The organism is Undibacterium sp. Tian12W (assembly GCF_049339405.1).
Classification (GTDB): Bacteria; Pseudomonadota; Gammaproteobacteria; order Burkholderiales; family Burkholderiaceae_D; genus Undibacterium.
This window is the reverse complement of sequence record NZ_JBMPPK010000013.1, coordinates 75,553-89,912: the sequence shown is the minus strand read 5'-3', so window position 1 is coordinate 89,912 and position 14,360 is coordinate 75,553. Positions and strand designations below refer to the sequence as shown.

General features: G+C 50.0%; 10 protein-coding genes. 8 read left to right on the top strand and 2 right to left on the bottom strand.

Annotated features, from left to right (window positions below; genetic code table 11):
* Window positions 1-580: 580 nt before the first annotated feature.
* From ACO0LI_RS17450 to ACO0LI_RS17440, 3 genes are all read left to right on the top strand, one after another.
* Window positions 581-1,477: a glycoside hydrolase family 16 protein gene (locus ACO0LI_RS17450; protein WP_422954216.1), complete on the top strand. Its 897-nt coding sequence runs from the start codon at window positions 581-583 to the stop codon at window positions 1,475-1,477.
* A gap of 392 nt (window positions 1,478-1,869) precedes the next feature.
* A complete protein-coding gene (locus tag ACO0LI_RS17445; RefSeq protein WP_423034077.1) occupies window positions 1,870-2,739 on the top strand; it encodes a hypothetical protein in 870 nt (289 codons plus the stop codon).
* Between the two features lie 172 nt (window positions 2,740-2,911).
* Entirely contained in the window at window positions 2,912-4,720 is a 1,809-nt protein-coding gene (locus ACO0LI_RS17440) for a hypothetical protein (protein WP_422954219.1), read from the top strand.
* Window positions 4,721-4,989: 269 nt separating this feature from the next.
* Here the strand turns inward: ACO0LI_RS17440 and ACO0LI_RS17435 are convergent, their stop codons facing one another.
* Complete coding sequence (locus tag ACO0LI_RS17435; RefSeq protein WP_423034075.1) at window positions 4,990-5,427, bottom strand: DMP19 family protein; 438 nt, start codon at window positions 5,425-5,427, stop codon at window positions 4,990-4,992.
* 68 nt (window positions 5,428-5,495) lie between these two features.
* On the opposite strand from ACO0LI_RS17435, the gene ACO0LI_RS17430 reads away from it, so the two are divergent.
* A complete protein-coding gene (locus ACO0LI_RS17430; protein WP_423034073.1) occupies window positions 5,496-6,392 on the top strand; it encodes an alpha/beta fold hydrolase in 897 nt (298 codons plus the stop codon).
* Window positions 6,393-6,423: 31 nt separating this feature from the next.
* Here the strand turns inward: ACO0LI_RS17430 and ACO0LI_RS17425 are convergent, their stop codons facing one another.
* On the bottom strand, window positions 6,424-7,065 hold the full coding sequence (locus ACO0LI_RS17425) for a class I SAM-dependent methyltransferase (protein WP_423034071.1): 642 nt from the start codon (window positions 7,063-7,065) through the stop codon (window positions 6,424-6,426).
* A 137-nt stretch (window positions 7,066-7,202) separates the two neighbouring features.
* Here ACO0LI_RS17425 and ACO0LI_RS17420 point away from each other — a divergent pair, with 137 nt between their 5' ends.
* The 4 genes from ACO0LI_RS17420 (at window position 7,203) to ACO0LI_RS17405 (ending at window position 14,233) form a co-directional block, all read left to right on the top strand.
* Entirely contained in the window at window positions 7,203-8,321 is a 1,119-nt protein-coding gene (locus ACO0LI_RS17420; protein WP_423034069.1) for a DUF4214 domain-containing protein, read from the top strand.
* 555 nt (window positions 8,322-8,876) lie between these two features.
* Window positions 8,877-10,382, top strand: coding sequence for a DUF4214 domain-containing protein (locus tag ACO0LI_RS17415; protein ID WP_423034067.1), 1,506 nt, complete (start codon window positions 8,877-8,879; stop codon window positions 10,380-10,382).
* 453 nt (window positions 10,383-10,835) lie between these two features.
* Window positions 10,836-12,305 (top strand): DUF4214 domain-containing protein, encoded by a 1,470-nt coding sequence (locus ACO0LI_RS17410; RefSeq protein WP_423034065.1) that lies wholly within the window; start codon window positions 10,836-10,838, stop codon window positions 12,303-12,305.
* A 71-nt stretch (window positions 12,306-12,376) separates the two neighbouring features.
* Window positions 12,377-14,233: a DUF4214 domain-containing protein gene (locus tag ACO0LI_RS17405; protein WP_422954227.1), complete on the top strand. Its 1,857-nt coding sequence runs from the start codon at window positions 12,377-12,379 to the stop codon at window positions 14,231-14,233.
* Window positions 14,234-14,360: the final 127 nt, after the last annotated feature.

Genomic DNA, 14,360 nt, shown 5'->3' with positions numbered 1-14,360 from the left:
TAATGCTGTCAGTTAAACGATTTCGTAGCTAAACAGCAATATATTTTAGCTAAACTGCAGCGCAGCAATTTTCCTTTGCAAAATGTTTTGCTAGTATCCGCTCAAGACATTTAAGTAAGAGAAAAAAAAGAAAAATACCTTGAATTACAAGCCAGGGCGCTAAATGAAAAGAGCAGCAATGGGGTTGAAAATGCAAGCGGCATTCACGGCATTTTGCCACATGCTCTTGTGCCACATTGAGCCGGTAGAAATTTCTTGACCTGCATTTTTGCAGAGTAAGGCATGACGCAACTTGGGATGCTTTTGTATTTGGCATCATTGAGCATTATCAAATCTGATTTTTTCGCATAGCTGGTGACGACACGCGCTGGCTATAGGTGATCTGCGCGCGTTTTTTTTGATCGCTTGTTTGATCGCTTGTTTAGCCATGGCATAAAAGAGCCTGCCTGCAGCAAAGTATTTGCAGAGCCATTGCGCTACCTGCATTTCCCGGTTTTATTTTTTGCGTGACCCGTGGTCCGGCGCAAGGTAGCGACACGCCTGTCCATTTTTTCTCTCTATTTTATTGAGGACTGACAATATGAAAAAAATGATGTTTGCTGTACTTGCTCTGCACATGTGGAGCGCCAACGCAGCGTCTCAGTTATGGGAACCCATTATGGACCGTGGCACATCTTTTGTTCCCAGCGGCTATACGCTAGTGTTCAACGATGAATTCAATGGCGCGACGCTCAATCGTGAACGCTGGTCAACACGTTATATCTACGCGAATGGCACGGTGGATTACCTCAACGAGACTGAACTTGAGCGCTATCGAGATAATAATAATCATGTTTTGCATGATGGCATGTTGTCGCTGACGGCGAGGAAAGTCGGGCCAGGTAAATATGAGTCAGGGATGATACGGTCTAACTGGGAAACCAAGTATGGTTATTTTGAAGCCAGCGTGCGCATGCCCGGTGGTAAGGGGGTCTTCCCTGCATTCTGGTTGAACTCTGGAAAGCGCAAGTCAGACGGGCGTTTGTATTGGGGGCCGGAGATCGATATTTTCGAATTTGTTGTCAATGGAGTGGAAGATAATCCCGGGCCATTCAAAAACATGCTGCATAGTGGCGTGCAAACGCATGGCGGCAAGATAGAAAGCCGCCTTCTGGCCAAGGGCCCGCGCTTTGATACGCAGTGGAATAATTATTACGCCAACGAAGACCTGACCAAAGGTTTTCATACCGTGGGCCTGGAATGGACTCCCACCGATGTGACAGTCTATGTTGATGGCCACCTGTTATACCAGCGGACCTATCGCTGGCTCTACAACGATGATCTTACTGAAGCAGGGCCAGCGCACGTGCTGTTGAATCTCGCCATTGGTGGTGGCTGGGCTGGCAGGTATGGCGTTGACGACAGCGTCTTTCCTCAATCGCTGGATATTGACTGGGTGAGAGTCTATAAGAAAGTCGGTGGATACCCACCAGGCTAACCCATCTGGCCGCTATATGCGGCACTGCTAATGATTGTGTAGTGATGATGCAGGCATGCCCCGGTTGCCTGCAGGGGCTGACTTGTCCCGGTTTTTGATGTGAGCAGGGCTTGACAGTACGGTCTTCATCGTGCGGCCCTGCTGATGCGATTTTGCATAAGTTTTCACTGGATTGGAATGGGGTTTTTTAACAGGTTTTCCTGGTTGCCCTGGACGGCATTTTTCGGTGATTTTTTCATCTGGGATGTCGTACCAGATGCAGCGGGATGTTGCACATGTATGCCCCGCATTGTTACAGATTAGACAGAGGAGGTAAGGCATACAGATCAAGAAAAAGGATACCTCTTTGGACGTGTAGTTCATTTATTTTTATATCCATCAAGGAAATTACCATGAATCATCAATTGAAGTATTCGCTGGCACTTGTTCAAGCCATCGTTTGCATTACCCTCGTGGGTTGCGGTGGCAGTGGCGAGAGCGAGCGTGCTACAGCAGCAGTCGTTTCACCACCGCCAGCGCCGGGTAGTACAACACCGCCGCCGGAGCAAATTTTTCAGGCAGCAAGAAGTGAATTGATCGCCGTTGATACAACCTGGAGCTGGGTTGCAGATGAAAACAAGCAATTTACGCTCAGTGGCAGCAAGACAGTGCGTTATGGTTCAGGTACCAGCTGGGTGACCAAGACAATCTCAGGTACTGCCACATGCAGCAATGAATTCTTTGGTAGCGACCCTTTACCGCATGTTGGTAAAAGATGTGAAGTCGCCGCTTCGACAAGTTTGCCTTTGGCGCCTGCGGCCGGCACCTGGGTCAAGATCGCTTCGCAATACCAGAACGTGACATTGGCAGCGCCACAAGTGGTGCGCTATGGACACGATACCCGCTGGGTAGAAAAACAAATCACCAGCAAGACCTTGTACTGCAGTGAATCTTCCTTTGGTAAAGACCCGGCACCCGGCATCACCAAAGAATGTCAGGTATTCAATGCAACAACAGGTACTTCTACTGGTACAGCGAGCCTGGCATGGAGCGCGCCCACCGTCAATACCGACCTGAGCGCACTGACAGACCTGGCTGGTTACCGTATTTATTATGGTACTACCAGCGGTAAATACACCAAGACCATCGATCTTGGTGCATCTGCTACCAGCTATGTGCTCAAAGACCTGGCTCCGGCAACTTACTACTTTGTGCTGACCGCAATAGATACCAGCAACAACGAAAGTGCCATGTCGGTAGAACAGAACAAGGTCATTAATTAATAGAGAACAGGATTGCACGTCAGCACTGTAGATGAATCGCAATAGCAATGCGGCGACAGCGCCCATGCTAATGCTTTTCTTAGTCAGCTCCATGTCGTCATCGACCATGGTGACGGTATGGAACCACTACATTGCGCGGTAACTATTTCACTCCATCATCAATGGAAAAAACATGAAAATTTTGAATAGCCTGGAAAGAAGTAAAAAATTTGGTATCGCAGTCTCAGGCGCGATGCTTATTACGCTGGCATTTGGCTCGCAAGCGAGTGCAGCGACATACTATGTTGCAGATTGCGCAAAAAGCACTTCAGTGAGCCCACTTGATACAACTCCGGTGAGCTCAATTGATGCCTGCAAACCGGGTAATGACCAGGCTTCGGGTACGTCGCCTGCTGAAGCATGGCGAACTGCAGCAAAGGTGCAAAGTAATATGCGCGGGTTCACAGCCGGCGACAAGATATTATTTGCGCGTGGCGGTGCGTGGGATGATGTCGCGATGATTATCGAAAACTATCAATCTTCGACAGCAAACCCTATCGTCTTCGATGCGTATAACCCTTCCTGGGTAAGCGGTAAAGATGCTCCGAAACCTATTCTCTTCGTGCGCAAATCTGTTCCCAATGTTGACCCTAATAAAAGCTTGCATTATGCCGCGATAACGGTACAGGGCAAGTCTGCATATGGCAAAAGCAGTGGATATGCTATACGCAATATCGATTTTCGTGGGCGCGGTGAAGGGCATTGGGGCGTAATGGTGTATCAGGAAGGAAAGGGAGGGTTGAGCGATGTTGAAATGTCTAACCTCAATGTAGAAGGCAATGTCATCGGCATACAATGTCAGCCAAGTATCCAGGCCGTCAAACTGCTGAACTCGACCATCACCAATAATAGCAGTCAAGGTATTTTGTGGGGATGCAACAGTTCGCTCATAGAAGGTAATACCCTTAATTACAATGGTTATGCCAATGGTACGCTTGACCACAGCATATATATTGGCAATGAGCAAGCGGATGCAGGAGAGGTCACTGTGCGCGCAAATAAGCTGTACAAAAATTCGCTACCACCATTGTCGCTGACGAGCAAATGCGGCGGCGTGGCAATTGTCGGCCATGGTCACTGGACAAAAGTAACGATTGAAGACAATCTGATCCAGCAGGAAGAAAATAGAGCCGACGCTGGCTGCTGGGGTATCTCTGTCGATGCAGCTTATCAAAATATCAAAGAAGTTTTTACGAATGTCAATATTCATCGTAATACCCTTGTCAATGTTGGTAATGTCGGGATTGGTTGCGCAGCCTGCATTTCACCCTTTATCGAGAACAATGTATTGGTTTGGGAGACAACGCCGGAATGGGGCGGCCCTACAGGAATCCGTGTTCCTGTCAATGGAGTTGAGCCTGGTGATGCCGCTGATACTGGTGCCACTATCCGCAACAACACGATCTATTTCAAAAAGACAGTGCGTGGTTCAATTGGTATTGAACTTGCTAATCAGAACGGGGCTACACCCGGTCAAAATTTGAAAGTACTGTCAAACCTGATTTATTTCGGACCACTTGATGCTGCGATACATAGTAATTGGGAACTGCCTTATTGTTTTGGTTTTGGTGCGCCTAAAACCACCCAGACTGGCCGGGACAAATTTACAGCGTTCGACAATAACCTCTGCTACGCAAGCAATGCCAGCGATCTGAAATACAGTGCTGACATACTCACCCTGGCGGAAGCAAAGGGTAAACAATTTGACTTCAACGGTCTGAATACAGATCCCCTGTTGAGCGTGCCCTCTGTTGCCAATGAATGGAAAACCATACCAGCCAAAAACTCGCCGGTAATCGACAAAGGTGCGTCTGTCGACAGCGCATTGGATGACCGCTTGGGCAAGCTGCGCGTCAAGCCAGATATCGGTGCCTTTGAATATGCGGGTGGTGCAGTCGATACCATTAAGCCTGTAGCACCGACTAACTTTACCGTTAAATAACACCTCAGTCATTTCGACGCTGGATTGCCAGGAGACGTATGTCTTTCCAAGCACTGGCTGACGAAATGAGGGAGCTTGGTGGCAGGTGTTGCGGCTGACAGTACGCAGCCTTCAGCACCGGCCATGTTTATTGTAAAAAAGACGCCAGTACGCAGTAAATAATCAGTACTCCTCCTGTAACATCAGCCCCGGTTTGTTGAGTGCCGGGTGTTTGGTGTTACTGTTTATATGTACTGCAACAAGCTGATTTGTCGCAGTACATTTTTTTTTCAGGCAGGCAAACCGCTCACCAGAAAAGCATGCGCCTCGGTCTGGAAGTCCACTCTCTTGCCAAGATAAGCAATGCTGAGCAGATGCAGCTCGTCTTTGAGCGCATTGGCATCGGTATAGTTGCTGGCTAAAAAGCGCTGGTAATCCGCTTTGTTCTTCAGGCACAGGCTGATGGCCTGTACATAAAAATCATGGGCGACGTGGGCATTGGCGGCGATCAGCATGTCTTCAATCTGCGCCAGTAAATGCCCGTTCATATTGTAGAGAAACTGGGCAAAGCCGCCCTGGCGTACGTCATGGTCAAAGCGTGCGGCCAGCAGGTGGGGCAGTTGTGGGGCATACGTGCTGGCCAGCTCTTGCCAGTTGCCTGAGGTGGTCGTGGCCAGCCACAGTGTGAGCTGGGTGGTGATGGCATCTTGCAGGGTATTTTCTTGCATGGTTGATCTCTTGCGGAAATCACATCGGAGTGTAGTATGCTAGCAGAATATTAATAGAAGGATTTTATATGATACTCCGTCGTCACTTGCTTAAAACCATCCTGGCAGTCAGTTGCGCTGCATTGAGCCCTGTCGCCGCCTGGGCCGCAGCTTTTAGTTCTGAGCGTATCAGTGTCAGGGTAGAAGGCGAGGGCAGTGATGTGATCCTGGTGCCTGGCCTGAGTTCGTCCCCAAAGGTGTGGGCTGAGATGGTCAAGGCTGTGCCTGGCTACCGGTATCATCTGGTGCAGGTATCGGGTTTTGCCGGTGTGCCTGCGGGTGGTAATACTGAGGGTGCAGTGGCGGCGCCAGTGGCAGAAGAAATCGCCCGCTATATTGCCCAACTGGTACCACATGGTTTGCAAAAACCTGTATTGATAGGGCATTCCATGGGTGGCACGATAGGCATGATGGTGGCGGCGCGGCATCCACAATCCATCAGCAAGCTGATGATCGTTGATATGTTCCCGTTTCTGGGTGTCATGTTTGGCCCACCAGGCACGACACCGCAAAGTGTCAAACCCATGGCAGACGATATGCTGGCCAAGATGCGTGCAGCCGCACCAGAAGCGCGGGCGCAAAGAACCACGGCAACCATCAACAGCATGATCAGTAACACCGCCATGCGCCCAGCAGGGCTGGACGATGCACTCAAGAGTGATCAGGATGTTTCCGCCCGCGCTTATCATGAGTTGATCACGACGGACCTGACACCTGAGCTGAAAAACATTGCCGTGCCGACGACAGTCTTGTATGTTGTGCCAAATGGTGCGCCGGTGACGCCAGAACAGATGGATGGTTTTTACAAGATGGCTTATGCCACCGTCAAAGATGTGCAGCTCAAGCGTATCAATGCCAGTGCCCACTTCATCATGTGGGACCAGCCTGAGCAATTTCAGGCTGAAGTCAAAAACTTCTTGAAATAAGCTGCATCACTAAATGACTAAAGCGCAGTCATCAAGCAGCACGCTGGCGGGCCAGGATAAATAAATCCGTGCTCGCCATGCTGCTTTGTGCAGGGCCAGGTTTGCGCCTGACATCGATGATGTCAAAGCCGTGCCTTGCCAGTGCAGTGCGCAAGTGGGCTTCATCATGATAGTGGATATAGACCTGGTCACCAGTACTTGATGTTTGCCAGCCTGAGCGTGCTTCTTCTGCTTCCATTGCGCTCAGGTAAAGCAGGCCACCGGGATTGAGCACTGCAACGGCATCAGCGATGAGTGTGGCTGCTTCTGCGCGTGATAAATACGGCAGGCCAAAGGCGCAGACCAGCGCATCAAAATTTTTGCCTTGCCCACCTACAGCACGACAATCCATGACGGCAAATTGCGCTTTTGGATTATTGCTACGCGCCAGCTCCACCATTTGCGGTGCGAGGTCAGTTGCTATTATCTGTAAATCAGGCAGGCGTGCCAGCAGGGCGCGTGTCACATTGCCTGGCCCGCAAGCCAGTTCCAGTACACGCGCATTGCTGGAAACCAAATTCTTGCAAAACAGCGCATAGGTATCGTCATAATTTTCCAGGTTCATATACTTATCCTGGTAGCGCTGCGCCAGTTTATTGAACGTGGCGACGGTGATTTCTGTAGGGTTCTTCATACGCAAGTTTCCATGCTTGATTTTTTCATGCTTAAACTTTTTTGACATTCCTGTCATCCGATGATGCCGCTATTGCGTTAAAGCTGCAAGAGTCAAGCGCGTTTTTGCGTATGTCCTGAAAGAGTAAGGAGTGAAATATGGCCTATATTTATGGTGATGATGGTTTATATGATGAGAGAACCAAGGGTTATGATTCCAGCTCCCTGAGCGCCAATTTCCAGGTCAACCTGGGCAAAGTGTCGTTTGGCAAATTGTCAGCGACTGACCTCACAGACTGGTATCAGCTCAACCTCGATGGCCCTGGCACTTATACGCTGGTGGTTTCTACCGATGTCGTCAATAACTATAGTGCGACCAATGAATGGCGCGAAACCTATAGCGGTATTGAAGTCAAGATCACTGACAGTGCAGGCAACCCGCTGGCTGGTCTGGACACCAGCTACGCCAGCCTGACGACTGACGGTAGCATCGTTTTCAATTACACAGGCGGATATTCGCACGGTGATTTTTTTGTGCGTATCAGCAACCTCTCGTATGCGGCTACCGACTATATACTCGGCCTGAACCTCTCTGTGCCCGGCAAGAATATCTATGGCACCAGCGGCAATGATTATTTGCAGGGTACAAATGGTGACGATAATATCACCGCAGGGGCGGGCAACGACACCATCATCAGCAGTGCAGGCAATGATGTGATAGACGGTGGCGCTGGCCTCGACTTTTTGGTGTTGGCGGGCAAGCTCGGCGACTATGCGATTAATGGCACGACCACCAGTTTTACCGTCAAAGATACGGTAGGCAAGGATGGCACGGATTCAGTCGCACAGGTAGAGCGCCTGATCTTTACTGATGCTGCACTGGCCTTTGATATCAACGGCGCAGCCGGGCAGGCCTACCGTCTTTACCAGGCCGCATTTGGCCGCAAGCCTGACCTTGCTGGTCTTGGTTACTGGATAGACAGGATGGATCACGGCGTCAGCCTCACGCAAGTCGCCGCAGGTTTTTTTCAGTCGGCAGAGTTCCAAAAGCTGTATGGCAGCTTCCCCAGCACAACGACACTGATCAATAATTTTTATCAGAATGTGCTGCACCGCGCGCCAGACCAGGCCGGTTTTGATTACTGGTCCAACCAGCTCAACAAGGGCATGATTTCACCCGCAGGTGCGCTCGCCAGTTTTTGTGAAAGCGCAGAAAACCAGGCGCAGGTTATAGGGCAGATACAAAACGGTGTGGTGTATACCGAATGGCTGGGATGAGCCGGGTAGCAATCGTATAAGACATCTTGTTGTTGAAGAAGTGAGTACCAAACATGAAGCCAGTGCTGTGAGATCAGCACTGGCTTCATGTTTTTGTGCGTCTTGTGTGTCGGACCGCTATATCTGAAACATGAATTTTTGCCTCCAGCACCTGTTTGACAGGGGGGGAAGTGCTGCGTGACACAGTTTCTGGAACTTAATAAGATATTGCTATAATAATAAATAATTAAATATAATGCAATATTGTATGAGAATGCTGCGGACATAGAAATCCATATTGGCCGCTCATGAAACGCGAGTACAGACGGTCATTTTTCGCTCCCACAATTTTTGCATGGGCCAGTTTTTCTCAGGCGCAACCTGATTACAACTGAGGTACAACTCAGCTACAACTCAGCTACAACTTAACTACAATTTAAACATAACTTAAATGCAATAGTGATGCTTGCAGCACATGAGACACGGCGAGCGCAGGCAGGTCACTGATTTCAAGATGCGTTTGCACTTTTGATTGAATCCACCCTTTAATTGAAGCCTTTAATGAAGGTCCGCAAAATGGCTAATGCAGATAATCTTGATACCCTCGGTGTACGTCATGCATCCGGTCTCAAATCCGGTTTGAATGTCATCCAGGCAGCCGTTGATACCACGCCGCCTGTCCTCAATTCCCTGATCATCCCGGCCAGTATCAATCTGGCGAATGGCAATGCGCCGCTATTCATCAGGGCTGGTGCGACCGATGTCGGTTCGGGTGTTGCCAGCGTCATGATAGAGCTCGATAATTTCATTGCCTATGATGTCAAGATACATGGCGGCACCCTGGGTGCCTTTGTGATGGATGGGCAGGATGACAGCTGGTCAGACGGATTATCCAGCCAGACCTATACCATCGCCAGCAACAACAAACCCGGCGACTATCATGTGCTGCGCGTGCAGGTGATAGACAATGCGGGCAATAGCACGAGCTATGAAGCAGCGCAACTCAAGGCCATGGGGGTGAACACCACCATCAGCGTGCTGGCGACGGCAGACACGGCGCCACCGACCGTGCTCTCATTTACCCCGGCAGCCACAGGTAATGTGGTGCAGGTTAATGGTGACCTGGTATTCACATTCAGCGAAGCCATACAGGCGGGCACTGGCAAGATTATTCTCAGGGATGGTGCAGGCAATGTTGCTGCCAGCATTGATGCGGCTGGCCCCGGCATCAGCATTGCAGGCAATACCCTAAGCATACATCCCGGCACGACGCTGGCGTTTGACAGCAACTACACCATCAGCCTGCCTGCTGGCAGTATCAAGGACCTGGCCGGCAATAGCTATGCGGGTTCCAGTGCCTCCAGTGCGTATGCCTTCTGGACTGCATCTAACCCGGCCCAGGTCGGGCTGACCATCAACGGCACAGACGGCAATGATGTGCTGACGGGCAGCAATCTCAACGACAATATCTCGGCTGGTGCGGGGAATGACCGCATCATCGCCAGCCCCGGCAATGACAGCATCTTTGGCGACAGTGGGCTAGATACCCTGGTCTTGTCCGGCAAAATGGCCAACTACACGGTGTCTGGCACGCCTGCCTACTTCATCCTCAAAGATAATTTCGGTAATGATGGCACTGATTCAGTGGGCCTGGTAGAGCGCCTGCAATTCACCGACGTGACGCTGGCCTTTGATCTCAATGGTGTCGCTGGCCAAGCTTATCGCCTGTACCAGGCCGCATTTGGCCACAAGCCCGATCAGGCAGGCCTGGGGTATTGGATACAGACCATGGATAAAGGCGCCAGCCTAAATGCTGTCGCGGCAGCCTTTGTGCAGTCAGCAGAATTCCAGCAACTGTATGGCGCCAATCCCAGCACCACGACCCTGATCAACAACTTTTATCAAAACGTCCTGCACCGCGCACCAGACCAGGCAGGTTTTGATTACTGGTCCAATCAGATTAACCAGGGTCTGGTGACGCCTGCTGCTGCACTCGCGAGCTTTTGTGAAAGCGCAGAAAGCCAGGCACAGGTTTTGGGGCAGATACAGCAGGGCATTGTGTATACGATGTGGGTGGGGTGACGTGTTGAGAATTGTGTGGGAGGCGGGGCATGAGCCACGTCTTTCACTTTTCAATTTTTTTATCAGAATTACCTGTTCTTCGTTTTATCTGACGGCACCAATACACAGTTACTAAACACAGTTACTAAACACAGTTACTAAAAAACCTGGCGGTCTTTTGTTCCACGTCTCTGCTGGCAGCCCGTGCTTTGCATCCTGCATATAAGCATTTCTTTTCCTTATCCCCTTCTTCATCAGTGATATCGCCGCCCTCTGCTGCAGGCATCACAAAAAACTTCCGCTCCCTTTCCAATTGATGAGTGAAAACTATTTCAGTTCACCTTCAGTTCACCTCGAATGTAAAATTTGAAATAGAATATTACATTCACTTACATCTGTTCCTGCGCAAAGCAAAAGCAATAAAACCTGGGCTAAATATGCCTTTTCCAATTCTTGGCTCTGAAAGGCAGTGGTATGGCATATCTCGTTGGTGTTGATTCCTTTACAGATGAAAAAACCTATGGTTATGATTCAAGTGCTGTGAACCAGGTTTTCAGGGTGCAAATGGGGAGAAATTCTTTCGGCAAGTTGTCTTCTTTTGATACAACGGATTGGTATGAACTTGATCTGGATGGACCTGGCAGTTTTAATCTGATTGTATCGACCGATAGTAGCAATAACTACTTTTTCAATACCTGGACCAGCTCCAGTATCGGTGTGAAGATAGAAATCACTGACCGCAATGGCAATGTGTTGTCTGGCACCCAGTCTGCCATCGCCAGATCCAGTTTGGATGGCAACATCAACTTCAGCTACACCGGCTCATACAGTCATGGCGATTTTTATGTCAAGGTGAGTAACCTTGGTTTTAGCAATGCAGATTATGTGCTGAATTTAAGTACACGTACCACCTTGCTGGATGTCACGCCACCAACGGTATTGTCTTTCATGCCCACGCAATCGGTCACGGCTGTACCAATCAACAGCGACATCATCCTCGGCTTTAGCGAAGCCATACAACGTGGCATTGGCACCATTGTGCTCAAGGATGCGGCCGGCAATATCGTCGCGAATTATGATGCTTCATCCAGCTCCAACCTGAGTATCTTAGGCAGCACTCTGATAATACATCCGAGTGCCGCACTGTCCTATGGCACGACTTACAGCGTCAGCATTAGTGGTGGCAGTTTCAAGGACCTTGCTGGCAACAGCTATGCAGGTACCACCGGCTATTCTTTTTCAACGATAGTGAATCCTGTCTCAGTTGGCGCCAATATCAATGGTACTGTTGGCAATGATTATTTAACCGGCACCAGCGGCAACGATAATATTTCAGCCGGTGCAGGTAACGACACCATCATAGGTGGCGCTGGCAATGACAATATTGCTGGCGGTAGTGGTCTCGATACCCTGGTACTTTCAGGAAAAGGTGCGAACTATACGCTGACTGGTACGGCGGGCAATTTTATTCTTAAAGACAATGTTGGCAATGATGGCACTGATAATGTGACGCAAGTTGAACGCTTGCAATTTGCCGATGTCGCGCTTGCCTTTGACATTGATGGTGTCGCCGGGCAGGCATATCGCATCTATCAGGCTGCATTTGGCCGTCAGCCCGATCTGGCAGGGCTTGGTTACTGGATCAAGGATATGGACAAGGGTTCTAGCCTGACCACGGTGGCTGCAGGTTTTTTCCAGTCGGCAGAATTCAAGCAACTGTATGGCAGCAACCCCAGCACCACTACCCTGATTACCAATTTTTATCAAAACGTGTTGCACCGCGCCCCAGATCAGGCAGGCTTCGATTACTGGAATAACCAGTTAAGCAAGGGCTTGATTACGCCCGCCGGTGCACTTGCCAGTTTTTGCGAGAGTACAGAAAACCAGGCGCAAGTGATAGGGCAAATTCAAAAAGGAATCGCTTATATAGTGTGGCCAGCTTGAACGGCATCCTTTGTTTCTTTTGATGGCTTGAATGAAGCCGCCACCATTTCTTATCTTTAAAGGTCAGTTTTATGTCTTATGTTTACGGTCTGAATTCGAATGCAGATGAAAGAACCATCACCATCGATTCATTTAACCGCAGCACTGTTTACAAACTCGGTAATGGCAAACGTTCTTTTGGTAAATTGTCTGCTACCGACACAACAGACTGGTATGAGCTGGACCTGGATGGGCCAGGCATTTATTCCATCGTCGTGTCGAATGATGCCCTGAACAATTACCGTGGCAATACCTGGGACTCTACCTATGCCGGTGTCAAGATAGAGATCACCGACAGTGCAGGCAATATACTGTATAACCTGACGCCCGCCATTGCGCAGACCTACAACGATGACGGCATCAAGTTCAGCTATTCAGGTGGTTATAATCACGGCGGCTTTTTTGTCAAGGTCAGCAATCTTGGTTCTACCAATGCTGACTATGTCATTGGCCTGAGCAATGCTGTTGTCAAGAATGATGTTACACCACCGGTGCTGAATTCCCTGAACATCCCGTCCGTCGTCAACCTGGTCAAGGGTGATGTCAATATAGATCTCAAAGCTGTTGCAACGGATTATGAGTCAGGCATACGCTATGTCTCCATCATCACCGACCCGCCATTGACCCATGATGTAAAAACCGATGGCAGCCTGTATGCCGGTATCGTGCTCGGTGGCTTTAAAGACCCCTGGGCAGATGGCACGACCAATCAGACCTTTACTATCGCAGGCAATAACCCCAACGGTTATTACAACGTCAGCCGGGTAGAAGTCGCAGACATGGCTGGTAACGTCACCGTCTATAACGCTGCCCAGTTACAGAAAATGGGGATCAATACCTCTATCCGTGTAGTTGGCCAGGGCGACACCACCGCCCCAACTGCCGTCTCGTTTGCGCCCACGCAATCTGGCAAGTCCGTACCCATCAATAGCGATATCGTGGTCACCTTCAGTGAAGAGATTGCGCGTGGTTCTGGCCACATCCTGCTCAAGGACGGCACAGGCAAAACTGTGGCCGATTTTGATGCTGCCTTCAGCACCAACCTGACCCTGACTGGCAACAAGCTGACGATACACACGAACAACCCGTTGTCCTATGACACCACCTACAGTCTCAGTATCCCCGATGGAAGCATCAAGGATCTGGCTGGTTATAATTACGCGGGCACCAGCAGCTACCAGTTTTCTACTATCGGTAATTTTGTTGCCCCCGGCCTCAACATCAATGGCACGGCTGGCCCTGATTACCTGACCGGTACCAGCGCCAGTGACACCATCTCTGGCGGTGCCGGTAATGACACCATCATCGGTGGCGGCGGTAATGACAGCATCTCTGGCGGCAGCGGGCTTGATACCCTGGTCTTGTCAGGCAAACTCGCCAACTATACCAGCACAGGCACGCTTAACAACCTGGTGCTGAAAGACAATGTCGGCAATGACGGTACCATCAGTATGAGCCAGGTAGAACGCCTGCAATTCAGCGACACTGCCGTGGCCTTTGATACCGACGGTGTCGCTGGCCAGGCTTACCGCATCTACCAGGCCGCATTTGGCCGCAAGCCTGATCTGGCCGGTTTGGGTTACTGGATCAAAGACATGGACAAGGGCTCCAGCCTGACCACGGTGGCCGCTGGTTTTTTCCAGTCAGCAGAATTCCAGCAACTGTATGGCAGCAACCCCAGCACCAATACCCTGATCACCAACTTCTATCAAAACGTCCTGCACCGCGCACCAGACCAGGCAGGTTTTGATTACTGGTCCAACCAGTTCAGCAAGGGCCTGATCACCCCCGCAGCAGCACTGGCCAGCTTTTGTGAAAGCACAGAAAACCAGGCACAAGTCATAGGGCAGATACAGAATGGGATAGTGTATACGGTGTGGGCGGGGTGAGGTAGTAGGTTGCGGTTTTTCTGGACTCATCTCTATTGATGAAATGAGTTCCAGTGTGCGTGATGCATGATCATGTAGTGCATGCACAACATGCATCTACTGACATTTACAGGTTTTAATGGTAAAG

Coding starts and splice junctions, on each gene's coding strand:
- ACO0LI_RS17450 (WP_422954216.1), top strand. CDS start 581: ATGAAAAAAATGATGTTTGCTGTACTTGCTCTGCACATGTGGAGCGCC.
- ACO0LI_RS17445 (WP_423034077.1), top strand. CDS start 1,870: ATGAATCATCAATTGAAGTATTCGCTGGCACTTGTTCAAGCCATCGTT.
- ACO0LI_RS17440 (WP_422954219.1), top strand. CDS start 2,912: ATGAAAATTTTGAATAGCCTGGAAAGAAGTAAAAAATTTGGTATCGCA.
- ACO0LI_RS17435 (WP_423034075.1), bottom strand. CDS start 5,427: ATGCAAGAAAATACCCTGCAAGATGCCATCACCACCCAGCTCACACTG.
- ACO0LI_RS17430 (WP_423034073.1), top strand. CDS start 5,496: ATGATACTCCGTCGTCACTTGCTTAAAACCATCCTGGCAGTCAGTTGC.
- ACO0LI_RS17425 (WP_423034071.1), bottom strand. CDS start 7,065: ATGAAGAACCCTACAGAAATCACCGTCGCCACGTTCAATAAACTGGCG.
- ACO0LI_RS17420 (WP_423034069.1), top strand. CDS start 7,203: ATGGCCTATATTTATGGTGATGATGGTTTATATGATGAGAGAACCAAG.
- ACO0LI_RS17415 (WP_423034067.1), top strand. CDS start 8,877: ATGGCTAATGCAGATAATCTTGATACCCTCGGTGTACGTCATGCATCC.
- ACO0LI_RS17410 (WP_423034065.1), top strand. CDS start 10,836: ATGGCATATCTCGTTGGTGTTGATTCCTTTACAGATGAAAAAACCTAT.
- ACO0LI_RS17405 (WP_422954227.1), top strand. CDS start 12,377: ATGTCTTATGTTTACGGTCTGAATTCGAATGCAGATGAAAGAACCATC.